The organism is Enterococcus sp. LJL90 (assembly GCF_056924355.1).
This window is the reverse complement of the sequence record NZ_JBXPBQ010000001.1, coordinates 763,006-788,458: the sequence shown is the minus strand read 5'-3', so window position 1 is coordinate 788,458 and position 25,453 is coordinate 763,006. Positions and strand designations below refer to the sequence as shown.

22 protein-coding genes are annotated in these 25,453 nt (G+C 38.9%); 4 read left to right on the top strand and 18 right to left on the bottom strand.

The annotated features are described in order from the left end of the window. Positions 1 to 200: 200 nt before the first annotated feature. From AC1Z3S_RS03510 to AC1Z3S_RS03440, 15 genes are all read right to left on the bottom strand, one after another. Positions 201 to 1,313: a tyrosine-type recombinase/integrase gene (locus tag AC1Z3S_RS03510; protein ID WP_461739205.1), complete on the bottom strand. Its 1,113-nt coding sequence runs from the start codon at positions 1,311 to 1,313 to the stop codon at positions 201 to 203. A gap of 843 nt (positions 1,314 to 2,156) precedes the next feature. Next, on the bottom strand, positions 2,157 to 3,335 hold the full coding sequence (locus tag AC1Z3S_RS03505; RefSeq protein WP_461739204.1) for an iron-containing alcohol dehydrogenase: 1,179 nt from the start codon (positions 3,333 to 3,335) through the stop codon (positions 2,157 to 2,159). Between the two features lie 79 nt (positions 3,336 to 3,414). After that, positions 3,415 to 4,119 (bottom strand): purine-nucleoside phosphorylase, encoded by a 705-nt coding sequence (deoD, locus tag AC1Z3S_RS03500; protein ID WP_461735322.1) that lies wholly within the window; start codon positions 4,117 to 4,119, stop codon positions 3,415 to 3,417. 21 nt (positions 4,120 to 4,140) lie between these two features. After that, entirely contained in the window at positions 4,141 to 4,959 is an 819-nt protein-coding gene (locus tag AC1Z3S_RS03495; protein ID WP_461739203.1) for a purine-nucleoside phosphorylase, read from the bottom strand. A gap of 234 nt (positions 4,960 to 5,193) precedes the next feature. After that, positions 5,194 to 6,360, bottom strand: a complete 1,167-nt coding sequence (deoB, locus tag AC1Z3S_RS03490; protein ID WP_461739202.1) for a phosphopentomutase — start codon at positions 6,358 to 6,360, stop codon at positions 5,194 to 5,196. Between the two features lie 102 nt (positions 6,361 to 6,462). Beyond that, the gene (locus tag AC1Z3S_RS03485) at positions 6,463 to 7,416 is read right to left on the bottom strand and encodes an ABC transporter permease (RefSeq protein ID WP_265455966.1); all 954 of its coding nucleotides are present in this window, start codon (positions 7,414 to 7,416) and stop codon (positions 6,463 to 6,465) included. Then, the gene (locus AC1Z3S_RS03480) at positions 7,416 to 8,576 is read right to left on the bottom strand and encodes an ABC transporter permease (RefSeq protein WP_461735318.1); all 1,161 of its coding nucleotides are present in this window, start codon (positions 8,574 to 8,576) and stop codon (positions 7,416 to 7,418) included. Before AC1Z3S_RS03480 ends, AC1Z3S_RS03485 begins: the two co-directional genes overlap by 1 nt. Beyond that, positions 8,569 to 10,137, bottom strand: a complete 1,569-nt coding sequence (locus tag AC1Z3S_RS03475; RefSeq protein WP_461735317.1) for an ABC transporter ATP-binding protein — start codon at positions 10,135 to 10,137, stop codon at positions 8,569 to 8,571. Before AC1Z3S_RS03475 ends, AC1Z3S_RS03480 begins: the two co-directional genes overlap by 8 nt. A 318-nt stretch (positions 10,138 to 10,455) precedes the next feature. Continuing rightward, positions 10,456 to 11,568 carry a BMP family lipoprotein gene (locus AC1Z3S_RS03470; RefSeq protein WP_461739201.1) on the bottom strand — a complete coding sequence of 371 codons (1,113 nt, stop codon included), beginning with the start codon at positions 11,566 to 11,568 and terminating at the stop codon, positions 10,456 to 10,458. 64 nt (positions 11,569 to 11,632) lie between these two features. After that, entirely contained in the window at positions 11,633 to 12,031 is a 399-nt protein-coding gene (locus AC1Z3S_RS03465; RefSeq protein ID WP_461735315.1) for a cytidine deaminase, read from the bottom strand. A gap of 1 nt (position 12,032) precedes the next feature. Beyond that, positions 12,033 to 12,695 carry a deoxyribose-phosphate aldolase gene (gene deoC / locus AC1Z3S_RS03460; RefSeq protein WP_461735314.1) on the bottom strand — a complete coding sequence of 221 codons (663 nt, stop codon included), beginning with the start codon at positions 12,693 to 12,695 and terminating at the stop codon, positions 12,033 to 12,035. A gap of 11 nt (positions 12,696 to 12,706) precedes the next feature. Further along, positions 12,707 to 14,008, bottom strand: coding sequence for a pyrimidine-nucleoside phosphorylase (locus AC1Z3S_RS03455; RefSeq protein ID WP_461739200.1), 1,302 nt, complete (start codon positions 14,006 to 14,008; stop codon positions 12,707 to 12,709). A 116-nt stretch (positions 14,009 to 14,124) separates the two neighbouring features. After that, the gene (locus AC1Z3S_RS03450) at positions 14,125 to 15,162 is read right to left on the bottom strand and encodes a LacI family DNA-binding transcriptional regulator (RefSeq protein WP_461735312.1); all 1,038 of its coding nucleotides are present in this window, start codon (positions 15,160 to 15,162) and stop codon (positions 14,125 to 14,127) included. 478 nt (positions 15,163 to 15,640) lie between these two features. Next, the gene (locus AC1Z3S_RS03445) at positions 15,641 to 16,243 is read right to left on the bottom strand and encodes a class I SAM-dependent methyltransferase (protein WP_461739199.1); all 603 of its coding nucleotides are present in this window, start codon (positions 16,241 to 16,243) and stop codon (positions 15,641 to 15,643) included. Between the two features lie 10 nt (positions 16,244 to 16,253). Then, positions 16,254 to 16,829 (bottom strand): SGNH/GDSL hydrolase family protein, encoded by a 576-nt coding sequence (locus AC1Z3S_RS03440; protein WP_461739198.1) that lies wholly within the window; start codon positions 16,827 to 16,829, stop codon positions 16,254 to 16,256. Between the two features lie 262 nt (positions 16,830 to 17,091). Between AC1Z3S_RS03440 and coaA the strand changes: the two genes are divergently transcribed. Both coaA and guaA read left to right on the top strand, forming a co-directional pair. Next, positions 17,092 to 18,015 carry a type I pantothenate kinase gene (coaA, locus tag AC1Z3S_RS03435; protein WP_461739197.1) on the top strand — a complete coding sequence of 308 codons (924 nt, stop codon included), beginning with the start codon at positions 17,092 to 17,094 and terminating at the stop codon, positions 18,013 to 18,015. 81 nt (positions 18,016 to 18,096) lie between these two features. Next, complete coding sequence (gene guaA / locus AC1Z3S_RS03430; RefSeq protein ID WP_461739196.1) at positions 18,097 to 19,650, top strand: glutamine-hydrolyzing GMP synthase; 1,554 nt, start codon at positions 18,097 to 18,099, stop codon at positions 19,648 to 19,650. Positions 19,651 to 20,050: 400 nt separating this feature from the next. On the opposite strand, the gene AC1Z3S_RS03425 is transcribed toward guaA, so the two are convergent. After that, the gene (locus tag AC1Z3S_RS03425) at positions 20,051 to 21,166 is read right to left on the bottom strand and encodes a PDDEXK family nuclease (RefSeq protein WP_461739195.1); all 1,116 of its coding nucleotides are present in this window, start codon (positions 21,164 to 21,166) and stop codon (positions 20,051 to 20,053) included. 68 nt (positions 21,167 to 21,234) lie between these two features. Between AC1Z3S_RS03425 and AC1Z3S_RS03420 the strand changes: the two genes are divergently transcribed. After that, a complete protein-coding gene (locus AC1Z3S_RS03420) occupies positions 21,235 to 21,666 on the top strand; it encodes a very short patch repair endonuclease (protein WP_461739194.1) in 432 nt (143 codons plus the stop codon). Position 21,667: 1 nt separating this feature from the next. On the opposite strand, the gene AC1Z3S_RS03415 is transcribed toward AC1Z3S_RS03420, so the two are convergent. Beyond that, positions 21,668 to 22,375 (bottom strand): hypothetical protein, encoded by a 708-nt coding sequence (locus tag AC1Z3S_RS03415; protein WP_461739193.1) that lies wholly within the window; start codon positions 22,373 to 22,375, stop codon positions 21,668 to 21,670. Positions 22,376 to 22,385: 10 nt separating this feature from the next. Next, entirely contained in the window at positions 22,386 to 23,846 is a 1,461-nt protein-coding gene (locus AC1Z3S_RS03410) for a Sau3AI family type II restriction endonuclease (protein ID WP_461739192.1), read from the bottom strand. Positions 23,847 to 24,060: 214 nt separating this feature from the next. On the opposite strand from AC1Z3S_RS03410, the gene dcm reads away from it, so the two are divergent. Beyond that, positions 24,061 to 25,359 (top strand): DNA (cytosine-5-)-methyltransferase, encoded by a 1,299-nt coding sequence (gene dcm / locus AC1Z3S_RS03405; protein WP_461739191.1) that lies wholly within the window; start codon positions 24,061 to 24,063, stop codon positions 25,357 to 25,359. The last annotated feature ends 94 nt before the right edge of the window (positions 25,360 to 25,453 follow it).

Here is a 25,453-nt window from a genome sequence, read left to right as displayed (position 1 = left end):
TGACGGTTTAAACCACCGATATTTCAGCGCAATTTTTTACCAGCACAAAAAAACCGTGACAAGCGCCACGGCTAAAATACCCATAACTCCATAAAAACTATGGAGATTTTTTTCTACCAAAAACCAACATCAAATCTCGTATTATAAAATAATGCCATAGAAACAAAAACCATTTCAAAAACCAAAATTTCTGCGCTTACTCAATTTCTTTCTTTAAAAATGAAATTGATTTTCTGCATCTCCTTAATCCGTTGCTCCATCAAAGAATCGCTATAAGTATCTAAGGTTAATTTGATTGATTGATGCCCTAAGATTTTGCTCAAGCTAGCAATATCCATCCCTTGCTCCAAGCATCTAGTCGCAAATGTGTGTCGCAATACATGAAAATGAATATCTGAAAAATCCGTTTCGGCAATCAGGTTTTTAAAGCGCAGGCCGATAATTCTCGGCTCTGCAATCCCATTAACCGTCGACACGACCATCTCATGATCTGGTTTTCGATACGGCAGCAAGTATTCCTTCAAAGTATCCGCTAGCGGAACTAACCGTCTTGAATATGTAGTTTTTGGCGAATCGATAATCAGTTTGGTTTTTAATTTTTCGGCTGCATCATTTTTTATCCGAATCACAGTTTTATCCACTTTAATCATCTGCTCGGTAAAATTGATATCCTCCCATTTCAAGCCACTGATTTCGCCAATCCTAAGGCCAGTATACAAAGAAATCATAATCGGCAAGCCATGACGACTATTTCTTGCCAACTGCTCCAGCTCCTGCTGTTGGGCTAGACTCAACGCCGAAATATTACGTTTCTCTTGTTTAGGCAAAACGACTTTATTAGCAATTTCCTGGTGTAGATAATCCCGCTTAACAGCTTCCTTCAAGGATTGTTTAACCAAGCTGAAAATCAATTGAATACTACTACCGCTCAAACCTTTATCAGATAAGCCATTCACAAAATTTTGCAAGACAAATTCATCCAACTCAACAAAAGAAATGTGTCCTAGCACTGGTAAAATATGAACTTGTGCAATTCGTGTATAACTGGAATCGGTTGAAGTTTTTATACGCTTTTTTAATAACGGATAAAATTCATTTGAAAACCAGTCTCCGTAAGTTCGCTTGTGAAAAGGTGTTTTCTTCTTGGTAAATGCGTTGACCTTCAACACTAACAAATTATCCTTGACTTCATCATATTTTTTTCCGTAGACATAACCGTATACGATTTTATTTTCAGCGGTACGACCTTTTATATAGCGTCCTTCCCACCGGCCATCTTTTCTTTTATAAATATTTTCTCCACGCTTTACCATAATAATTTCCCTTTCTTTCTTGACGATTCTCTTGACGGCTTAAAGCTCTACTTGTCATTTAATTTCATCATGATATCAATAGAATCCTATACATAATAACAAATTTTACGCAACAATGTTCAATAAAAATCGAAAAAAAAGGTATTTTAACCAATTGACAAAAAATTCATCACACTTTCAATAAATTGAAAAAATTTATTCAAAAATCACAATATTTTATACGAAATAAGATTGACAATAAAATTAATTACATTTAGAATTAAATTAACGGAATTAGAAACGGAATATTTTATTATATTTCCTATAATACATAGTTATAAGAAGTATTTTATAACTACTTAAATAAAATAAATATCAATGGTATTTATTTTATTTCTTAAAAAAATTACCCTTCTTACTATTCACCTTAGTTTCTCTTCTAGATTTCGCCGCAAACTATTATGTACTCAAACACTTTTAAACTAGCATTTCTGATTCTTTCATCCATAATAAATTCCAAAAAAATGTCGTTTCCTATTATTGGAAATCCTTTACATTTAAAAGAAGTAAGTCCTCTATTAAAAATTTCGCCTTTTTAACCAAAATACATGATATAAGCTGATTGCTATTCGTCGCTATTTTAAAACTACTTTTATTGGAAAATTTTCGATTACTTCATTTTGAATTTTTCTGATTTTTTTGAGTTTGATCGGACAAGAATTTTGGAATGGGTTTGTGACCAATTACTGATGGATATGTCGTGGAATTTTTGCTTATATTTATTATACAAGCTCTTATTTCTTTAATAAACAGCACAAAAAAGCCCATGGAAATAATTAAGAGATTTCCACGGGCTTTCAATTTTTACAAATAGTTAGATGGTGTTAGACAGTCTTCGTAAATCGCTTGTACATCAGCCGCTGTTAGTGGCACGTAAGCATTTTTTTCAATGCTACTGTGGGCCACAGCTCCTTGGGCCATCTCAGTAAATTTTTCTTCATTAATGCCAACCTCAGGTAAAGTCATCGGAATCCCGCAAGCAACAAAGTAATCATATAATTTTTGAATGCCTTCAAGTGCTGCTAGGTGGTTAACACTTTCCTGCACATCCCAAACATTACGAGCGAATTGTGCAAATTTCGCTTCAGTATCAGCGTTTAGGGCAAACTTCATCCAGCGAGGCGTCAAAATAGCTAAGCCAACGCCATGGGTAATGTCATAATAGGCACTTAACTCGTGCTCCATTGGATGACAGGACCAGCTACCGCCTTTGCCGCCTCCAGTTAAACCATTTAAAGCCCAAGTGCTGGCCCACATTAAATTTGCTCTGGCATCATAATCATCAGGAGTGTCTAAGGCAATCGGGCAATTCTTAATTACAGCCCGCATCAAACCTTCAGCAGTAAAATCTTGCACATCTGCACCAGTAGTTTCACTGAAATAATTTTCAATCAAGTGACTCATAATATCCGCAGAACCTGCCGCCGTTTGATATTTAGAAACTGAAAACGTCAAACTCGGATCTAAAAAGGAAGCTTTTGGTAAAAAATTCCAGCCGTGAACCCCTAATTTTTCATTGGTGGTCATATTTGTAATGACCGCCCCACGGTTCATCTCACTACCAGTCGCTGCCAGAGTCAAAATATCTACCAGTGGAATGGTTGGCCCTTTATAATTGCGGGCTTTAACAAAGTCCCATGTTTCCAAATCAGAAAGAGCAGCCCCTGAAATAACCTTGGCACAGTCGATGGTTGAGCCACCGCCGACTGCCAAAATGACGTCAATATCATGTTCTTGACATAATTTTGCGCCTTTAGCGACAGTTTCCACTCGGGGATTAGGCTCGACTCCAGCCAATTCTGTGACGGTAAATTCCTTTAAGACAGTTTGCAGTTTGTCATAAAGACCATTTTTCTTAATACTGCCACCACCATATACTAATAAAACATTTTGACCAAATTGACTTAAAACTTCTGGCAGCTCGTCTAAACGATCTTTGCCAAAACGGACATCGGTTGCTACATCAAAACGAAAATTATTCATCTTTGCATTCCTCCATTTCCATTTAATGATAACGAAAAAATAGACAGTTGAAAAGCATTTCAACTGTCTATATCCATATTTAACTAATCGCTACTTCTAAACCGACTTCAATCATTTCATTGAAGGTCATCTGCCGTTCTTCGGCTGTGGTTTCTTCGCCGGTGATGATGTGATCTGAAACGGTCATGATACCTAATGTTTCTACATTGAATTTTGCGCCAAGGTAATACAAGGCGGCCGCTTCCATTTCAACACCTAAAACACCTAATTCAGCGAGTTGCATCGTTTCTGCCATATCATCTTTGTAGAAGGTGTCTTCTGAAAGCACATTGCCGACATGGATGTTAAAGCCTTTTGCTTTTGCGACTTCATAGGCCTTCATCAATAAATTGAAATCAGCAATCGGTGGAAAATGGAACATTTGGAAATTTTTTTCAATCATGGAGGAGCTAGTGGCGGCAGCTTGCGCTAAAATCAAATCCCTCACATGGACATCTTTTTGCAATCCACCGCAAGTACCGACGCGAATTAGCCGTTTAACTCCGTATGAATTAATTAATTCATGGGCATAAATTGTTGCAGATGGCATACCCATGCCGGTTCCTTGGACAGAAACCCGCTCGCCTTTGTAGGTTCCGGTATAGCCTAACATGCCCCGCACATTATTGTATAAAACCGGCTCAGTTAAAAAGGTTTCAGCAATATATTTGGCCCGCAATGGATCACCGGGCAGTAAAATTTTATCAGCAATTTCGCCTGCTTTGGCTTCAATATGAACGCTCATTCACTTGATTCTCCTTAAATTTTATAAGACAGCTAAAGTTTCTTTGACTAATGCTTTAAATTCTTCTTTTACTCTCTCAGTCGTTTCCACTACTTCGGCATGGTTCAAGTTTGCCTGCATTCCTGCGGCCAAATTGGTGATGCAAGAAATTCCCAGCACTTTTAACCCAGCGTGAACTGCCACGATGACCTCAGGGACTGTTGACATGCCGACTGCATCACCGCCAATTGTGCGAACAAAACGGATTTCTGCTGGTGTTTCATAAGTCGGACCAGAAAAGCCGACATAAACGCCTTCTTTAATGTGCAAATTGCGGGCTTCCGCCACTTCTTTCGCCTTCATGCGGTATTCATGATTGTAGGCTTGGCTCATATCAGGGAAGCGAGGGCCTAAGTTTTCATCGTTTGGTCCGATTAGTGGATTGTTGCCCATGTAATTAATATGGTCGGTGATTAGCATTAAATCCCCGGGCGCAAAGTTTTGATTGACGCCACCACAAGCATTGGTGACCACCATCGAATGGGCGCCTAATTCTTTCATGACCCGCACTGGATAGGTGACAGTCTGCATTGAATGGCCTTCATAATAATGAAAACGTCCCTGCATGGCTAAAACGAACTTGCCAGATAATTTGCCGTATACCAATTGGCCAGCATGACCAACCACCGTTGAGATTGGAAAGTGGGGAATTTCCTCATAGGGAATTACGATGGCATCTTCAATCTCCTCAGCCAGTTCACCTAACCCTGAACCTAGAATTAAGCCGAAGTCCACCTCGCCAACACCTAAATGACGAATAAACGCCGCCGTTTCCTGCAATTTTTTTTGTAAGTTTTCCATGAATACCCTCCCATTTTTATTTCAATCAAACATGGTTGTGAGATAGTTTGGACCAGAATTATATCTAGTGAAGTCGCAATCAAAAAAACTAAAAATGTTTTTCACTAATAATTAGCATTTACTAAGTAGCGACAATCCTTGTACTTTGTCTCAGTGACTGATTACATCACTAAGACAAAGACAAGTTAATTCGGATAATATATCTGGAAAAACTATATTACAGCCATATATTTTCTATTTTAAATCAGCTAAAAAACTTTGACCATTTTCGGTTGCTGGTACAGCGAAGTTTTCGGCAATCGTTGCAGAAATATCCGCATAATGGCCCTGTGGTAAAGCTCCTTGACCCTTGAATTGTTTGCTAAATACTAAAAGAGGCACATATTCCCGTGTGTGATCAGTTCCCGGGAAGGTTGGATCGTTGCCGTGGTCAGCTGTAATCATCAGCAAGTCGTCTTCTTTCATTGCGGCAATGATTTCCGGTAAGCGCGCATCAAAGTCATCAATGGCTTGTCCATAGCCGACAACATCCCGCCGATGGCCAAACAATGCATCGAAGTCAACTAAGTTGGTGAAGCTTAGCCCAGTGAAATCTTGAGCCATCACCTTCAATAATTGATCGACACCGTCCATATTACTTTTCGTCCGAACAGATTCTGTAATCCCTTGACCATTAAAAATATCGTTAATTTTCCCAACTGCGATAACATCTTTGCCGGCTTCTTTTAAGGAATCCAAAACAGTATGACCAAAAGGATCAAGCGCATAGTCATGACGATTAGCAGTTCTGGTAAAATTACCGGGCTCGCCAACATAAGGCCGAGCAATAATTCGGCCAATCATGTAAGGATCGTCCTTCGTGATATCTCTGACGTATTGGCAGATGCGATACAATTCTTCTAAGGGAATAATATCTTCGTGGGCGGCAATTTGCAGCACTGGATCAGCAGATGTATAAACGATTAAATCGCCAGTTTTCATTTGGTGTTCGCCGTAATCATTAATTACGGCAGTCCCACTGTATGGTTTATTACAGACCACTTTGCGGCCGGAAAAATCTTCAATTTGTTTTAGTAATTCATCAGGAAAACCATTTGGGAAAACTCTGAAAGGCGTTTTGATATTTAAGCCCATAATTTCCCAGTGGCCAGTCATGGTATCTTTGCCGACTGAAACTTCTTCTAATTTTGTTGCATAGCCTTGATGATTTTTTACATCCGCCACGCCTTTTAAAGGACGAATCGTGCCTAGGCCTAGCTGTTCCATATTGGGAATGGTTAAACCGGCAACTTCTGCGATATGGCCTAAAGTATCTGAGCCGACATCGCCAAATTTATCAGCATCTGGCGCTTCACCGATACCTACAGAATCCATGACTACTAAATGTACACGTTTAAACATTTGTTTTCTTCCTTTCACTTTTCAAATATTGGTCCCTTTAGCCAAATAAAAGGGCGTAACTAAGAAACATGTCCCTTAGTCCCACCCTTATATCATAAACAATTATTTAGATTTAATATAGTTTTTACCACCGGCTTTAGGTCCAGACGCCTTGCCTAAGAATAAGACGAGAACTAAAATCGTCAAGACATATGGTGCCGCCTGCAGATAGACTGCTGGAATCGATGAAATAATTGGTAAATTGGAACCAGCGATACTGATGTTTTGGGCAAAGCCGAAGAAAATCGCAGCCCCCATTGCACCCAGCGGATTCCATTTTCCGAAAATCATAGCAGCCATCGAGATGAAACCTTGACCGGAAATCGTAGTTGCAGCGAAGCGACCGGCAATTGATTGAGCAAAAATTGCCCCACCCATACCGCCGAGGAAGCCAGAAATTAACACGCCTGAATAACGCATTGCGTATACATTAATCCCTAAAGTGTCAGCTGCCTGCGGATTTTCACCAACAGACCGCAGCCGCAAACCAAATTTTGTTTTAAAAATGACAAACCAAGCAATGATTGCCACAAGAATCGCAAAATATGCCGGTAGTGAAGTCGAACGGAAGAAAATATCGCCAATCACCGGAATATCACTTAAAACTGGGAAGGTAAAGTAACCAAAACGTTGGCTGATACTATCTGTTTGACCTTTTCCGTATAAAACTTTCACCAAGAATACAGCTAACGCAGGGGCCATCAGATTAACCACGGTCCCGCTAATGATATGGTCAGCCCGCAGATTAATTGTCGCTACTGCATGAAGCAGTGAGAAAATCATTCCGATAAAACCGCCGAAGAGCATCGCTAGCCATGGTGTCCACGCACCAAAGGACGAGGCAAATTCGATATTAAAGACAGTGGCACTAAAAGCACCCATTACCATGATACCTTCCAGACCGACATTGACAATCCCGCTGCGCTCAGAGAAGGTCCCGCCCAAGGCCGTCAAAATTAACGGCGTGGCATAAATCAAAGTTTGGGTAAAAATTGAAGCAATCGTTGAAATATCCATTAGAGGGTCCCTCCTTCTTGACTTTCGTCATCAGGTTTACTTTCAATTTCGGTAACAATTTCGACTTCTTTTTTATTGCGGCTAGTCTTCGCCAATAAGAAGCGAATCAAGTAACTGATGGCAATAAAGAAGATAATTGAAGCAATCACGACATCGACTAATTCAGTTGGAATGCCAGCAAATTGCATGCCTTGTCCACCTAGTTTTAAGATACTGAATAAAATTGCTGATAATAAAATTCCGATTGAGCTACCGCCGCCTAAGAGGGAAACGGCCATCCCATCAAAACCGATACTCAATGAAGCGCTTTGGGTGAAGAAGTATTCGTAGGTACCTAAACCAAGAACGACACCACCTAAACCGGCTAGCGCACCGGAGATCACCATTGATACAACGATTGTTCGTTTGCTGCTCATCCCAGCATATTCAGAGGCAAAAGGATTCAACCCAACAGAACGAATCTCATAACCTAGAGTTGTTTTCTTCATTAAGAACCAGACAACAATCAAGAAAATAAAGGCCAAGATAATCCCTAGATTCAAGCGGGAACCGTTGGTCAATTCTGATAACCAGCTGGCTCTTAAAGAACCGTTAGAACCAATCTTTGTTAAAGTCTGTGTCACACCTTTATTACTCATCAAATTTTCGCCCATAACACTATTGGCTAAATAATTTCCTGTATACAAGAAAACATAGTTCAGCATGATGGTGACGATAACTTCACTGGTTCCAAAGAAAGCCCGCAAAAGACCTGGAATTGCTGCCGCCGCCGCCCCTGCTAGAGCTCCAACAATTACTGCTAGTGGTAAAATCACTAACCGTGGCAAATCACCAAAGGCTAGCGCAACCCACATACTCGCTACCCAGCCGCATAGTGCTTGACCAGAAAGCCCGATATTGAAGAAGCCGGCAGAACTAGCTACTGCAAATCCAAGCGCGGTGAAAATCAAGGGACCGGCGGAAACAAAAATCTCGCCGATACTTTTTGGATTTAAAGCACCTGTGCTCTGATCTAAAAAGGCTGTCGAAAACATCGTCTGATAGCCGGCGATTGGATCATAGCCAAAAATTGCCATGATAATGGCGCCTAGAATAAAACCTAAGATAACAGATAAAATCGGCACCAGTATATTTCTGATTTTTTCAGCACGATCATTCACCTGAGCCACCTACTTCCACTTTTGCTAATTCTTGGCGTGCTTCTTCTAAAGAATATCCCGCCATCATCAAGCCTAATTCATTTTCTGAAGTTTCTGAGGCGTTGACAATTCCGACAATTTGACCGGCATGAATTACCGCAATCCGGTCAGAGACATTTAAAATTTCATCTAATTCAAAACTAACTAATAAAACCGCCTTGTCTTTATTTCGCTGTTCAATCAAGCGTTTATGAATATACTCAATCGCCCCAACATCTAAACCACGAGTTGGTTGAGCGACAATCAAGAGGTCCGGATCGCGATCCATTTCCCGAGCAATGATTGCCTTTTGCTGATTTCCCCCGGACAATGCTTTAGCTGGAACAATTTCGTTAACGGTCCGTACGTCATATTCTTCAATTAATTCTCTGGCATGCTCATTTAAATTGCCATAATTCAAAATACCGTTTTTACTATTTGGTTCTTGGTAATACGTTTGCAACGCCATATTTTCGGCCAGTGTCATCTCTAAAACTAATCCGTATTTGTGACGGTCTTCTGGTACATGACCGACACCTTCTTCCGTGACTTTGCGGGGTTTAAAATTGGTCATGTTTTCCCCTTTGATGGTCACCGTGCCGCTCTCGACTTTTCGTAAACCGGTAATTGCTTGCACCAATTCTGATTGACCATTGCCATCAATTCCGGCAATGCCCAGCACTTCGCCAGCTCTTACCTCAAGACTGAGATTTTTAACCGCCTCTAACCCACGATTTTCCTTAACTGTCAACCCCTCAACCGCTAAGACAACTTCTTTTGGTTTAGCTGGTTGCTTTTCTGTCTTGAAGGAAACGCTCCGACCCACCATCATATCCGCTAATTGTTGAGAAGAAACATCCTTGACATTCACAGTCTCAATACTCTTACCACGGCGGATAACGGTACAGCGGTCTGCTACTTTTTTGATTTCATCCAACTTATGGGTGATTAAAATAATCGATTTACCTTCTTTAATCAAACCGTGCATGATTTCAATTAATTCATCAATTTCCTGCGGCGTCAAAACAGCGGTCGGTTCGTCAAAGATTAAAATATCCGCACCCCGATATAGGGTTTTTAAGATTTCTACCCGTTGTTGCATCCCCACTGAAATATCTCTAACATAGGCTTTCGGATCAACCGCTAAATTATAGTGTTCTGATACTTTTTCAATCTCACCGATGGCGGATTTTTGGTTTAAAATCCCCACTTTGGTAGGCTCGCTGCCGAGAATGATATTTTCTGCAACAGTAAAGGCGTCAACCAGCATAAAGTGCTGATGGACCATCCCGATGCCCAGACGATTAGCTGCAGTCGGACCATTAATGACAACCTTTTGGCCATTCAAAAGAATATCGCCAGAAGTTGGTTCCAACAAGCCGGATAGAATATTCATCAGCGTTGACTTACCCGCACCATTTTCCCCTAGCAAAGCATGAATTTCGCCTTTTTTCACCTGAAGATTGATGTTGTCATTGGCTTTGAACTCGCCAAAAGCCTTTGTGATGTGGCGCATTTCAATCACATAGTTTTCTTGAGGCAATTTTTTCACTTCCTAACAATTTTTTTCCCGAGAAACAAACAGTAATTTTAGGTCTTGATAAAAAATCAATAATTGCAAAATGACCTGCTAAGGAATTTACCCTTACCAAAAAAGATTTAGCTAAGTAAATCTTTTTTGGTAAAGGAGGTTGTCCCTTCATCTCCTTAAAAATTGAAGGCTCTGCCAAAATGTATCAGCGGTTAGTATAATGATAGGTTACTGCTGCGGATTTTTATGAACCGCAGCAGCAACTACATTATTCGTTAAGCCTTTATTTCAAAAAATAGAAACTTCAACCTCTTTTTATACCAGTAAAAATTATTCTGCAGGTGTTTCAGAAACAGTTACATCTCCATCAATGATTGCTTGTTTAGCAGTATTGATTGCTGTCATAGCTTCATCAGAAAGGTTGCCTTCAGTGATATCAACACCACCATCAGCTAAACCATAGTATAAGTGTTCGCCTCCAGGGAAATCATCGTCTAACGCACGGTTAGCCAAATCTTCTACGGCAGCTCCTACACCTTTAAGTGTTGAAGTCAATGTTAAGTTCGCAGCATTACCGTCAGCATCAGTATAGTCACCATCTGCTTCTTGGTCACGGTCAACACCGATAACCCAAACTTTATCGCCTTCACCGGCTTCGTTCAAAGCAATTGCTTCTTCAAAGACCCCAGCACCAGTACCACCTGAAGCATGATAAATTACATCTACGCCACTGTTGTACATAGAAGCAGCGATAGCTTTACCTTTGGCAGGATCACCAAATGAAGCAGCATATTCAACTTTTACTTCAATATCTTTGCCTAATTCTTCAGCAGCAGCCGCAACGCCTTCTTCAAAACCAGCTTGGAATCGGTCAATTACGACACCTTCTTCACCACCGATAAAACCAACTTGGTTAGTTAAAGTAGTGTAAGCAGCTCCATAACCTGCTAAGTAAGCTGCTTCATTATCTCTAAAGGTTGCTGAAGCGACATTGTCCATGTCGTCGATGATACTATCGACAATAACAAAGTTTGTATCAGGATTTGCTGCAGCTCCCGTACTGACGGCATCTTCTAATAGATAGCCAATCCCGAAAATTGTTTTAAATCCTTGCGAAACAGCCGAGTCAACGTTTGTTGTGTATTCAGATGCGTCATTTGATTGAATATAAGCGTAACCGCCAGTACCTTCTGATAAGCCGTGTTCTTCGCCCCAAGCAGTCAAACCTTCCCAAGCAGATTGGTTAAAGGATTTGTCATCAACTCCACCGATATCTGTGATAACAACTGCACTGTGTTCTGCATCAGTTGTGCCACCACTTGATGCAGTACCGCCTGATGAGTCAGTTGTGCCACTTGAGTTGTTTCCTCCGCCACAAGCTGCTAGCGTCAACGTTAATGCCAAAGTTGCTGCGCCAAGACCAAATAATTTCGCTTTCTTCATTACTGTAAAGCCCCCTAAATAAGTTTTTTTATTTTCAACAGTCAAAGACTGATTGAATACTGAATTATAAATCCTTATCCGTAAATGCATAAGGCAGCAGTTGCCCCACTGTTGTCTCTTTTATACTATCATTATCCCCTAAGAGTGTCACCGGCATATCCGGTGAACAAAATTCCGCCATCACTTGCCGGCAGGCACCGCAAGGAGAAATTGCTTCCGGTGTATGCCCGGCAACCACCAGATGTTTAAACTCCCGCTTGCCTTCTGAAACAGCTTTGAAAAAAGCTGTTCGTTCCGCACAGTTGCTTAAACCAAATGAGGCATTTTCGATATTAATTCCTTGGTAGATTTCATCTTCCGTTGTTACAAGACAAGCACCTACTGGAAAATGGGAATAAGGAACATAGGCATGATCCAAGGCTGCTAAAGCAACATCTAGCCATTCTTGTTTTGCTGTGGTCATCTTAATACCCCACACCAGTTTGTCCGGCCATAATAGCAACGCCGGCACTGGTTCCAATCCGAGTCGCGCCAGCTTCCACCATTGCTAAAGCTTCGGCTTCATTGTGAATACCCCCAGAAGCTTTGACTCCCATATCTGGGCCAACTGTTTCTCTCATCAAACGAACATCTTCGACTTTGGCTCCGCCAGTTGAAAAGCCAGTCGACGTTTTCACAAAATCAGCGCCAGCTGCTTTGGCTAATTCGCAGGCTTTAATAATTTCGTCCTTTTCTAAAAGGGCCGTTTCAATGATTACCTTGACTAAAGCTCGGTCTTTGGCCGCTTCAACGACAGCTTCAATATCCTTTTGAACCTTGTTGAAGTGTTCTGATTTTAAAGCACCGATATTAATCACCATATCGACTTCATCCGCCCCATTTTGAATGGCGTTGGTTGTTTCATAGGCCTTCACCTCAGAAGTATTAGCCCCTAAAGGAAATCCAATAACGGTACAAACAGCAACAGGTGCCCCTTGTAATTTTTCTTTTGCTAGAGCTACCCAAGTTGGGTTAATACATACTGAGTAAAAGGAATACTCCTTGGCTTCTTCAATAATTCGTAAAACGTCCGCCTCAGTGGCATCTGCTTTTAAAATTGTGTGATCGATTAAACGATTCAATTCCATGTTGTTCACTCCTAATCTGTGATAATGCCGTGCAGTAACGGCGGTTCTTCAGTTGGTCCGCCAATCGTCACGTTTTGATACAATAATTCTTTGACATCCGCAATGTCTTCTGTATTGCTGTAAATCGTCATCAAAGATTCGCCGGCTGTGACCTGATCGCCGACTTTTTTATGGAGCATTAAGCCTACGCTGTGATCAATCTCGTCTTCCTTCGTCTTGCGGCCAGCTCCCAACATCATTGCAGCAATGCCGATTTCATTGGCAACTAAACGGTTGACATAACCGTCTTTCAAAGCGGGCAATTCAATTTGATACTGTGCTGTCAATAATTTTTCCGGCTGTTCAATCACGCTGACATCGCCGCCTTGATTTTGAACCATCTCTTTGAATTTTTCAAAAGCCTTGCCACTGTTCAACGCTTCCTCCAGCATTTCCCGAGCAGCTTCTAACGTATCAGCTTTTTCAGCCAAAACAACCATTTGGCTACCCAAGGCATAACACATTTCAACTAAATCTGCTGGGCCATGACCCTTCAAGGTATTAATGGCTTCGACAACTTCTAAACTGTTGCCAATCGCTTCTCCTAATGGCTGAGACATATCTGAAATGACCGCCATGGTATTGCGGCCAGCTAATTTTCCAATCCGCACCATGGTATGAGCAAGTCGTTTGGCATCATCAATATTTTTCATGAAGGCCCCATCACCGGTCGTCACATCTAACACAATTGCATCTGCGCCGGCGGCAATTTTTTTACTCATAATCGAACTGGCGATTAAAGGAATCGAATCAACCGTGGCCGTCACATCCCGCAAAGCATAAAGTTTTTTATCGGCTGGCGCTAAATCACCGGACTGGCCAATGACCGCCACATGGCTTTCATTAACAATTCGGACAAAATCTTCATCGCTGATTTCAACTTTAAAACCAGGAATCGCTTCTAATTTATCTAAGGTACCTCCAGTATAACCTAAACCGCGGCCGGACATTTTAGCCACCGTGGCTCCCACACTGGCAACTAAAGGCGCCAAAATTAAGGTAGTTGTGTCTCCCACCCCACCTGTTGAATGTTTATCCACTTTAATCCCGTGCAATTTGGAAAGATCGATTACATCACCAGAATTTGCCATCGCCAAGGTCATTTCGGTAATTTCCTCATCCGTCATATCCTGATAATAAACCGCCATTAAAAAAGCACTCATTTGATAATCGGGAATTGTACCATTCGTGTAGTTTTCGATAATGAAAAGAATTTCAGCTTTACTTAATTCATGGCCGTTTCGTTTCTTTTCAATCAAATCTACCATTCGCATAAAACTCTGCCCCCTAACTTCAAAAATATTATACACAAAAAATCTAAAAGGTAAACCACTTTAGTAAAACATTTTACTAAAGTCCCAAAAAGAAAACTGAAAAGAATTGTTTTCACTCAGATAGTAGTCTCTTTTGGAACCGCTGTCAATGGTTTTATGCTTTCCCGAATGATAAACTCCGTGTCAAAAATCTTATTTGGTACCCGACTATGAGGAAAATCTATTTTATCAACCAAGAATTTTGCCCCATAAAAGCCGATATCAAAGCTTGGCTGCAAAATTGTCGTGAGAGAAGGCACTAAATAATTAGAAATTTCTAATCCATCAAATCCAATCACCGAAAAATCTTCCGGAATCTTTTTACCAATCTCATGAATTGCTTGGTAACAGCCAATTGCCATTTCGTCATTGCCGCAGAAAATAGCGGTCAATTCAGGATTTTCAGCTAATAAATTCTTAGCCGCTTGATAGCCGCCTTCGATTGATAGACTGCCGTTTGACAAATAATTTTTCCTAAAGGGAATCTCGTGGTCCTTCAAAGCATGCTGGTAGGCTGTCTGCCGTTCAATCAGCTGATAATAGCCCTCTTCTTCCTTCAACATGCCAATATGCCGATGACCATACTCGATTAGCTTGCTGATAGCCCGATAAGCCCCCTCGTACTCTTTCACAATCAAGCGGCCACCCTTGCGCTCATTAATCCCCCGGTCAATCAAAACCAGTGGTGTCTTCGCAAAAAAACCGCTGTCTAAAGCCTTTCCTTCAGGCAAAACATTGGGTGTCGCCAGTAAAATCCCATCCACAGAACGATGAACTAGCTCCTCAATGTATTTTTCTTCTCGGGCTTTACTGTTCTTACTATTGCAGAGCAAAATCATATAACCTAGCGGATTTAAATAGCTTTCGACCCCTTCAATAACTTTTGAGAAAAAGAAATCCGTGACATCTGGCACAATCATGCCAATTGTTTTAGAATGACGCTTAATCAAATTGGAGGCAAAATAATCTGGCTTATATTGATATTTTTCAACAATATCCAGCACCTTTTTACGGGTTTCCGGACTAAAGCGGGCCCCTTTATTATTTAAAATTTGTGAAACTGTAGTAATCGAAACCCCCGCCATCTCGGCGATTTCTTTAATCGTCAGTTTCATTGCCAACTCCCCCTGTTTCCTTTTGATTAGGTGTGATAAATTTTAAAACCATTCCAACCGCAAAAGCAACTTTCCACTAATCAAGCCAATTTATTAAACTGATTGCAATTTTCTGATTACAACTTTTTACAACTTTGGCTGCAATCACAATTTCCAATGGGTAACTGAATAAGATTTTTTATTCGGCTAAGCCTGTACCTAAAGCAGTCAATTTGCAATTCAGAAAATTCTGGGTATGCTGAAAATAAAATTGACTGTCTTTTATCCGCTTTCAGTTTATCAAATTTAAAAAAAATTACTAGAGTCAGTTTTCTAATTTTCATGACGAATCGCTAAAAAATTGAGATTACTTGATGTATTTGCTTTTGATTCTGCGCTTAGTTTCATATATGTGTATGTGCTAAAAAATTTTAACAAGTATTCTCCTAAAAAGTAAAATCCCTCAAAAGTTGGCCAACTTTTGAGGGATTTTAGCACACTATTCTTTATAACTTTTCAAAATGTAGTAGCCTTTATCTTTGGTGACAATTTCTACGTTACCGAAGACCTCTGCCATTTTTTTCTCAGAGCTGGGTGCGCCTTGCTTTTTTTGAATCACGATTGTCAGTGTGCCGCCAGTTTTTAATAATGGCTCAGCCTCGCTAAGGATTTCATGGACTACTTTTTTTCCAGCACGAATTGGTGGATTACTAATAATTGCTGCATAGTTAGTTTGGTGCAGCGTTTCATAAATATTCGAAGTGTGGATATCCACATTGTCCAGCTGGTTGGCCGCTGCATTTTTTTCAGCCAGCTCAACAGCCCGCTGATTGATATCGACCATTTCAACGGTTTTCCCACTGGCTTTGGCCAATGCTAAACCAATTGGTCCATAGCCACAGCCGACATCCAACAAAGTCCCATCAGGTAACTCCTGCCAGTCAAAGGCCTCCAGCAAAACCCGGGAACCGTAATCGACAGTATTGCGGGAAAACACGCCACTGTCGGTTGTAAATTGAAACTCATGGCCGAGAAGTGCAAAGCGCCAAGTTTCTAACTGATGCGCTGTCTCCGGATTTTCAGAAAAATAATGATTTGCCATATGCTACCCCTTAATTTGCTTGCTGTGCTAGTAAATATTCTTTGATGTCCCGTGCCACTAACGCGGTGAAAAAGTCATAGCCCTCTTCAGAAAAATGAAGACCATCCTCCGCTAAAAATTGATCACGTCCGGGATAAGCCGCCATATAGTGATTCAAATCGATGAAGGACAAAGCTTTTTCGCCAACGGCTTTGGCTGCCGCCACGTATTGTGCTAACACAGCTTCCGATACAGTTTTAACATAGCTCGGGCCAACCAACAAGACTTTTTTAGCGGCACCAAGTTCAGCCACCATTTTTTCCAAATTGGCCTGATAATCAGCCACTGCGACTTTTTGGTTCGTCAAATCATTGTCTCCGAAAAAAACCATGACGAAGTCAGCATCTTCAGCGGCTTTTTTTACTTCAGCCAACCGAGCAACACCATCAACTGACGTATCCCCATTGACCCCGTAATTTTCAAATACATAACCGGGAAAACCCATGTCGCCTAGATGTTTGGCTGCTAATTTTTCAACAATATCCGTATTTTGATTATCTAAATAGCCTGCGGTGATGCTATCACCAAATAATACAACTTTTTTCATAAGAAAAATCCTCCTCAGGTGAATAAATATTTTTATTTTTTGTGGGCAAATAAGCAGTAGCTTCATGCAATTAATGGTTAAACTAACTCTTTCAAACCGACAAAATTTTACCTGTCAAAAGTCAGCCGACTGCTCTACCTTATTTCTTGTTAATCATATCACGCAGAAGACTTTTCACAAAACAAAAGTATTCTAATTAAACATGGGAGAATGGCGAATTTTATGGTAAAATACAGCAGTATAACCGAATTTGGAGGGTCCCATGGACAAACGGATGAATTATTACAGAATTGGACGGGGAGAATGGCAGGATTTCTACGTCAACGGCAAAGTGCCGCTCACCGCAGAAGAGCTAGAAAATATCAAGAGTTTCAACGACCAGATTTCCATTCAAGACGTTGAGGATATCTATGTGCCGCTGACCCACTTGATTCAATTGTACAGAAAAGAATACGAATCATTGACCTTAAGTAAAGGTCTCTTTTTGCACAGATACCTGCGGGTGCCGCCGTTTATCATCGGAATTGCCGGCAGTGTCGCAGTCGGTAAAAGTACCACTGCCCGTCTGCTGCAGACGATTTTATCCCGCACCTTTAGACGCCGCAATGTTGAACTAATCACCACTGATGGTTTCTTATATCCCAATAAAGTTTTAGCCGAAAAAGATATTATGGACCGCAAAGGCTTTCCCGAAAGTTATGATATGGAAAATCTAATCAGTGTGTTAAATCGGGTCAAAAGTGGTGAGGAAAACATTGAACTTCCCCTGTACTCCCACTCTGTCTATGATATTATCGATGGTGAATATGAGTACATCAACTCACCTGATATTTTAATTGTTGAAGGAATCAATACGTTGCAGCTGCCTGCTAACCAACAAATTTATGTCAGCGACTTTTTCGATTTTTCGATTTTTGTCGATGCCGATTCTAGCGTCATTGAAAAATGGTATCTGGATCGCTTTGAAGCTCTGTTGGATTCCGCCTTTTTAGACCCGTCAAATTACTATTATCAATATGCCATCGGCAAACGAGAAGACGCTCTCGATATGGCCAAAGGCGTTTGGAAAAATGTGAATTTGAAAAATTTAGAAGAATATATCTTGCCTACTCGTGAGCGGGCCGATATAATTCTTCATAAATCTGAACACCACATCATTGATGAAATCTATCTGAAACGTTATTAAATTAAAATTTCTTTCAACTGATGTTGCAACTAGCTTTAAAAGGTTCGCCTTTTGAAATAAATAGGAAATGGAGTAGATAGTGTGACCCAAGTCGATATGACCAGCGTTGAAAAAATAATCGTGCTAGATTATGGCAGCCAGTACAACCAATTAATTACCCGCCGCATCCGGGAGTTCGGGGTTTTCTCAGAATTATTAAGCCACCGTATCACCGCCGATGAAGTCCGTAAAATGAACCCCAAAGGAATTATTCTTTCCGGCGGCCCCAATAGCGTTTATGATGAAAATGCATTTCGCATTGATCCAGAAATTTTAGAATTAGGCATTCCCGTTTTAGGTATTTGTTATGGTATGCAATTGATTACCTATACGTTAGACGGCAAAGTCGAACCTGCTAAAAACCGTGAGTACGGCAAAGCTGAATTGGAAATCATCGCTGACGATGCTGTTCTTTTTGCCAGCACCCCTAAAAAACAAACTGTCTGGATGAGCCATGGTGATTTGGTCACTGAAATTCCGACTGGTTTTGAAGTTGTCGGCACCAGCAAAGACTGTCCTATCGCATCTATCCAAGATACAAATCGTAATTTCTATGGCGTCCAATTTCACCCAGAGGTACGCCATTCAGAATATGGCAATGATTTATTACGTCATTTTGCCTTTGATGTCTGCCATTGCACTGGCGACTGGAGCATGGGTAATTTCATCGATATGGAAATTGCCAAAGTCCGTGAAAAAGTCGGCGATCGCAACGTCTTGTTAGCCTTGTCCGGCGGTGTCGATTCTAGCGTAGTTGGTGTCCTTTTACAAAAAGCTATCGGCGATCAGCTGACCTGTATCTTCGTTGATCACGGCTTGTTACGCAAAGACGAAGCCGAACAAGTGATGGAAAGTCTCGGTGGCAAATTCGGCTTGAATATCATCAAAGTCAATGCCCAACGCCGTTTCCTAGATAAATTAGCCGGCGTGTCTGACCCAGAACAAAAACGCAAAATTATCGGTAACGAATTTATCTATGTTTTCGACGATGAAGCTTCAAAACTACAGGGCATTGACTTCTTAGCCCAAGGCACATTGTACACTGATGTCATCGAAAGCGGCACAGAAACAGCCCAAACGATTAAATCCCATCACAATGTCGGCGGCTTGCCAGAAGACATGCAATTTGAATTAATTGAACCCTTAAATACTTTGTTTAAAGATGAAGTCCGGGCTTTAGGAACTGAACTTGGCATGCCTGATTCCATCGTTTGGCGCCAGCCCTTTCCTGGTCCTGGCCTGGCGATTCGTGTCCTCGGTGAAGTCACCGGAGAAAAATTAACAATTGTCAGAGATTCCGACGCCATTTTAAGAGAAGAAATCGCCAACGCCGGCCTTGACCGTGACATTTGGCAATACTTCACCGTCCTACCCGGCATGAAATCAGTCGGCGTCATGGGCGACGGCCGCACCTATGATTACACCATCGGCATCCGGGCCGTCACCTCAATCGACGGCATGACCGCCGATTTCGCCCGCATCCCATGGGATATTTTACAAAAAATCTCCGTACGGATTGTCAACGAAGTCGATAATGTCAATCGAATTGTGTACGATATTACGAGTAAGCCACCAGCTACGGTGGAGTGGGAATAGCCTACAAACATTAATTGGCATGTTTACGCTGATTTAATGGCTTTCTTATTGTTATAAATGGGATGAAATTTATTTAAAATAATATAGTTCCCCGCCAAAAACCCCGCCAAGAATATTCTTAGCGGGGTTAGCTATTTGTTATGATATTGCATTGTGTTCATTCACATAGTTGTATTTTTTTGTACTTATTTCATGAACTACCTTTAGCACAGCTTCTAAACATGTTGTTTTTCCATCACCATCATTCCTTAACAACACATTATAAGTACTTTCCTTTTTCTTTTTTTGAACTTGTATCGGAAAAATCCACCTCAATAATTTCACCATTAACTGTAGAAAAATTTGTCTTTGAAATATGCAATATAAAAAAGACACAGTATGCTAGTTTTTCTCCATCAATTTAACCTAAATAAAAAACTTCATTTAAAAACAAAGTATTATCTTCTTCAATTTCATATTTGAAAACTCTTAAGTTCCTCCATATTTTATTTATGGCTGGCTTATTTTTTGAGTATGACCTAACTCCAACTTCATTAATATATTCGAAAATATCATTTTCAAAAGTATTTGCAATTATAAACGCTTCAATCATATCAAAATCACCATGCGAATATTCATCATTTACCCAATCAACATACTTCATGATTTGGTCTACTACTTCTTTACCTGCTTTCTCTTTCTTCAATTCCATAACTAAATAGCCGTTTATAGTTTTATAATTGGGTACTTGCTTATAACCAAAAATATCGATTTTATCCATATAATCTATAGGCTTGAATGGTGACGCAACCACTTGATGGCTTAAGTAATCCCATTTCCCAAAACTTTGATGATTTTCCATTAGATATGAAATCATAGCACACTCAAGTCCCATTTCTCTTTGAAATAAGTTTCCATTTCGAGAATATTGGATTATTTTGGAAGCAGTGAGCTCATGACTATTCGAATCTAATCTCTCTATTTTTTGATGAAGAACTCTGTCAATCAATATTTTCTCGGAACTACTTTCCAAAGATCTAAAATTTTCTCTTAAAATGATATCAAATAATGCTTTATCTTCTACATCGTCAATTTTTATGAAAGAAAGTTTCCAAAAGGCTCTAAGCATTTTAAATGCTATTGGATTTGACTGTAATACATAATCCATATCAAGACCATTCGTAAAAAAAGCAGGTGAAGCTTTGAACGTACAGATAAATCTTATTGATGAATCAGGAATAATCATTTCAGAATTATCGACTTCATCAATACCTGGAACATCAGCATTCTCATAATTTAGTAATTTACAATCATAATTTCCAATACCTGTTAACTCTCCAATACCATATAGTTTTCTTTTTCGGAAAAAATAAATATGGTCTCCTGTTTCCATTGAGAAGTAATCTGCCAAAGTCCCTTCAACCGGAGCAGTCCAAGTCTCTTTTATATTTAACTTCGTCCCGTATACACCTTTTGAAATTAATTCAAAAAGCTCGTTTTCATTACTTGTATTTAAAGAAATCACATATCCAGGCATATTCTCACATCCATTCAATAAAATAATTTATAATAAATGAAACTATACGATTTGAGGTGGTATTAAAGATGAAGCACCCAAAGCTTGAAACCACCCCTTCTGTTTCAAGAAGAATGGCTAATGTCAAATTGAAAGGAGGAAAGGCAGAAACTATTCTAGCAAAATCTCTTTGGCATAATAATGTTAGATATAGAAAAAATTATAAAAAACTTCCAGGCTCTCCTGATATTGCTATTACAAAATATAAAATAGCCATTTTTGTAGATGGTGAATTTTGGCATGGTGAGAATTGGGAAGCAAGAAAGAAAAACTTAAAAAGAAATCGTGACTATTGGATAGAAAAAATTGAAGAAAACATATCTCGAGATAAAAGAAATGATTTACTTCTAAATGATTTAGGTTGGACTCCTCTACATTTTTGGGAAAAAGAAGTTTTAAAAAGAACTGACTTTTGTCTTGATGTAATCAATAGAGTGATAAATGAAAAAAAGATAGAATAAATCAATCAATTTTGACGTTGTCTTTCCCAATACATATCCTTTTAACTGCTAATTTTTCTAAATCATTTTGATGAATAACAACGTTCACGGGCTTTTCTGCTAATTGTGGACTATAGTGAACTCTCGGAAACTTAAAGTTATCGTCTAAAGATTTTTTATTCTCTTTTATGATTGACTTATTTCGAATTCTCTCGGAAACTATACGATAATTTCGACTTGTAACTTTAAATTTTTTCAAGTAGTCTTGGATATCCTCTTTTTTAATGAGCAGGCATTTTGCTTTCGTTAATGAGTCGTAGGTAATTTCTGTCACATCAATATCTTTTTTTTGTCCTTTTTCTCCACTGTAATTACCTGCCCAAAGCCAATTTATAAGATAGTATTCTGTTTCTTTAAATTGATTTCCGAAAAGCCATCCATCATTTCGTTTTCCATTTACCCCTTGATAATCAAGTTCAAACGCAAACGTTGGCATGTTTCTTTCCATATCATTAATTTTAATATAATTACTTGCAGATTTCTCATCAATTACATGTCTAGCATTATCTCCAAAAAGAACATGGCTATGTAAAACCAAATCCATTCCTTTTTTTTGAGATTCTATATCCGTTATATATTCAAAATCACCTTGATATTCATTTGTACTAAAAAAATAATCTCTGATCCACTGAGAAATAATTGCTTCATTTGCTAGATCCTTTTCAAACATAGCTCCCTCCTTATAACTGCTCCAAGATATAATCCTTATTTAACCAAAAACACTGCTTTGTCATCATATTACCATTAGGTAATGTATCTGCATCACTTTTCAAGCTACCGCTACCATACTTCACCCCACCAATTAAATATGCTGCTTTTGCTGAATGTGGGCGCAAATGAAAAATTTTCGTTTCTGACATATTTGGAAAATTATTGCTAATAGTTTTTCCTTTTGGAACCAATTTGACACCATCTTTTACAATTTTTTGAACTATAAGCCATTCTTCTTTTCCAATACTTTCTAGGTCTGACATTGGCATGTTCCAAAATTTAGCATCTTGCAATACATACTCAGTACCATTGTTTTTATAAACAACAAAAAGAAATCTTTTCTGAGTAAAGAAGTTATATACATATGATTCTTCCCACTCCTCTGTTAAAAACTCATTAAATTTTATAGTGGGAAATGACATACTTTCCTTGATTTTTCCATTTTTTTCAATCCTTATGGCTTTTACCAATGTATCTGACTTCAAAAACTCTTCTGCATTATTAGACTTTATACCTAGCATTGCAAAAGCAAGATGACTAAAGATATCTTTACTGGTGTCTCGTACCATATTGAATTCTTGTCTTAATACACTTTCAGATTTTCCTTTATTCTGTAAAATTTTTCTTAAAACCATTTGTTCAAATTCTTGTTTTGTTACATTTTTCTCTTGGGATATTGATTCATATGTATCAACATCCCCTAAAATATATTTATTCAAAATGAAAGTCATATACCCTTGCTTTAATGAAAAAGCCCGTCTCTTAGCAGGAATACTCACGTTATAATATTGAGATTGGAGACTTTTGCTTGCTGTTGCTCCTTTAGTACAAGCACCCAAGTACATAGTATCAGATTCAGATAATTCATGTGCACGACCCTCAATAACTTTGTTTGAAATTATCTCATAGTCAGATTTAATTATCTCAAGGTCTTCTTTACATGTTTCACCTAAAATAGAAAAAAGTTTAGAATATTCTATTGTATAAGTTATTCTTTCTTTACTTTTATCCCGTAAATACAATATTAGTAAAACCAATCGAAGTTTATCAAGTACATGTGAATCCTCAAAATTGTTATTTATAGGAGTCTCATTCGGTATCATACCTATAACTAATCTTTCCCCTGCTCTATACTTATCATTCTTCATTTTCTCAAAGGGAGTCACTTTTAATTCTACCCCTGCTTCTGCAAAATCAGGTTCTGGATTACTATTAGGTTCATAGAAAAAAAAGAATTTTTCAATCAGGTTTCCTAACCCACCTTTTGAACGAGGATTATTATAATACTCACGCAATCTATAAAACTCATCATCTGAATTAGAATATTCTTTCAACACATCTTCAAAAGTTTTGCTGATTAATTGTTTAGAATATTTTTCAATGCTTAAAGGATCTGCCTTGTCATATAGAATGTCATCATAGATTTTCATTTCATCCCGCCTTTAGACATAAAGTAATGCTTACTTTTTATTTCTACAACATTAAGTATAACAATTTGCAAATAATAATTCATGTTTTTTTTTGCTTACTGAATGCTTAAAACCTTGCTGTAAAAGTATTAGCTAAAAAACTTGATCATTTTGACAAAATGAGCTATAATAAATCTACTTTACGAAAATACGTTCGATAAGGAGTACTTTTTCAATGAAAATTTTTTCAATGTTTGACGGAGTTGGAGGTTTCATAGTGGGATTGAACAATTCAGATCCGAATTTTTTTCACACAACTTATTCTAACCAATTCGAGCCTTCAAAAAAATCCCAAGATGCTTTTGAAGTGGGATTATACCAATTTCCTGAGATGTCTCATATAAATACAGATGTAGAATTAATTCCAGACGAGAAATTTGAGGAAATGAAGAGCAATGGAGTTGATATGATTGTTGGAGGCTTCCCATGTCAAGATTATTCAGTTGCTCGAAGCAAGAAACACGAATTGGGTATAGAGGGGAAAAAAGGAGTATTATTTTGGCAAATAATTAGAGCCGTAAATCATATTAATCCAAAATACTTAATTTTGGAGAATGTTGACAGGCTTTTGAAGTCTCCCTCTAAACAGCGTGGACGAGATTTCGCAATAATGCTTGCCGCATTTAATGAGTTGGGTTATTCGGTAGAATGGAGAGTAATCAATGCTGCGGAGTATGGCAGGGCTCAAAGAAGAAGAAGAGTATTTTTTTTCGTGTACAGAAATGACACTCGTTGGGCTAAACATCTCGACATTATGTATGAAAACTCACGACCAATTGATAATTTATTAGATAACGAAGATCCTCATAAATATGATGAGTACATTTTTAAAACAGGCCTATTTGCTCGACAATTTCCTATTGTTAATTTCCCTTATAAAAGTCGTCACTCTTTTAGCAGCTTATCTGCTGATGTTGTTGAAGTATCAGATTATTTTACTGGAAAAATTTGGAATACTGGTGTTATGAGACATGGGAAGTACTACACCATTGATACTAAACCTACAATGGAAGAAATCCCTATCAATTTAAAAGATATTATTTTGCCTGAAAGTGAAATCCCTAAAAATTACTATATATCTGGAGAAAAACTTGAAAAATTCAAATATTTACGAGGTGCAAAAAGAGTCAATCGCACATCTGCTGACGGTCATGAATATATATATTCTGAAGGTGGTATGAGTCCATATGATTCACTAGATTTACCTGGAAGAACAATGTTAACTTCGGAAGGAACTATTAACCGCTCTACCCATTTACTCTTCATAAACGGAAAATACCGACTCATTACTCCTATAGAAGCTGAAAGGTTGCAAGATTTCCCTGATGATTGGACGAAATATAAAATTAATACTGTTGGTGAAATTTCCGAAGTTTCTGATCGAATGAGAATGTTTTTTATGGGAAATGCTCTCGTTACAGGAATCGTAACAAGAATTGGTAACGAACTAAAAGCAATTGATCAAGAGTATTAGAATAATTATTTAGTTATATCCGAATCAATTAGTGCTTAAAAAATAGTAGAATTACCCCGCTATGAAAATATTTTAGCGGGGTAATTTCATTTAA

What these genes read in the sequence shown, in the direction of transcription:
- deoC (WP_461735314.1), bottom strand. Translation starts at nt 12,695, where the DNA reads ATGGAATTGAATCGTTTAATCGATCACACAATTTTAAAAGCAGATGCC.
- AC1Z3S_RS03470 (WP_461739201.1), bottom strand. Translation starts at nt 11,568, where the DNA reads ATGAAGAAAGCGAAATTATTTGGTCTTGGCGCAGCAACTTTGGCATTA.
- AC1Z3S_RS03505 (WP_461739204.1), bottom strand. Translation starts at nt 3,335, where the DNA reads ATGAATAATTTTCGTTTTGATGTAGCAACCGATGTCCGTTTTGGCAAA.
- AC1Z3S_RS03415 (WP_461739193.1), bottom strand. Translation starts at nt 22,375, where the DNA reads ATGTTTGAAAAGGATCTAGCAAATGAAGCAATTATTTCTCAGTGGATC.
- AC1Z3S_RS03440 (WP_461739198.1), bottom strand. Translation starts at nt 16,829, where the DNA reads ATGAAAAAAGTTGTATTATTTGGTGATAGCATCACCGCAGGCTATTTA.
- AC1Z3S_RS03455 (WP_461739200.1), bottom strand. Translation starts at nt 14,008, where the DNA reads ATGCGAATGGTAGATTTGATTGAAAAGAAACGAAACGGCCATGAATTA.
- AC1Z3S_RS03410 (WP_461739192.1), bottom strand. Translation starts at nt 23,846, where the DNA reads ATGAAAATCTATGATGACATTCTATATGACAAGGCAGATCCTTTAAGC.
- deoB (WP_461739202.1), bottom strand. Translation starts at nt 6,360, where the DNA reads ATGTTTAAACGTGTACATTTAGTAGTCATGGATTCTGTAGGTATCGGT.
- coaA (WP_461739197.1), top strand. Translation starts at nt 17,092, where the DNA reads ATGGACAAACGGATGAATTATTACAGAATTGGACGGGGAGAATGGCAG.
- deoD (WP_461735322.1), bottom strand. Translation starts at nt 4,119, where the DNA reads ATGAGCGTTCATATTGAAGCCAAAGCAGGCGAAATTGCTGATAAAATT.
- AC1Z3S_RS03495 (WP_461739203.1), bottom strand. Translation starts at nt 4,959, where the DNA reads ATGGAAAACTTACAAAAAAAATTGCAGGAAACGGCGGCGTTTATTCGT.
- AC1Z3S_RS03445 (WP_461739199.1), bottom strand. Translation starts at nt 16,243, where the DNA reads ATGGCAAATCATTATTTTTCTGAAAATCCGGAGACAGCGCATCAGTTA.
- dcm (WP_461739191.1), top strand. Translation starts at nt 24,061, where the DNA reads ATGAAAATTTTTTCAATGTTTGACGGAGTTGGAGGTTTCATAGTGGGA.
- AC1Z3S_RS03450 (WP_461735312.1), bottom strand. Translation starts at nt 15,162, where the DNA reads ATGAAACTGACGATTAAAGAAATCGCCGAGATGGCGGGGGTTTCGATT.
- AC1Z3S_RS03425 (WP_461739195.1), bottom strand. Translation starts at nt 21,166, where the DNA reads ATGCCTGGATATGTGATTTCTTTAAATACAAGTAATGAAAACGAGCTT.
- AC1Z3S_RS03420 (WP_461739194.1), top strand. Translation starts at nt 21,235, where the DNA reads ATGAAGCACCCAAAGCTTGAAACCACCCCTTCTGTTTCAAGAAGAATG.
- AC1Z3S_RS03485 (WP_265455966.1), bottom strand. Translation starts at nt 7,416, where the DNA reads ATGGATATTTCAACGATTGCTTCAATTTTTACCCAAACTTTGATTTAT.
- AC1Z3S_RS03465 (WP_461735315.1), bottom strand. Translation starts at nt 12,031, where the DNA reads ATGACCACAGCAAAACAAGAATGGCTAGATGTTGCTTTAGCAGCCTTG.
- AC1Z3S_RS03510 (WP_461739205.1), bottom strand. Translation starts at nt 1,313, where the DNA reads ATGGTAAAGCGTGGAGAAAATATTTATAAAAGAAAAGATGGCCGGTGG.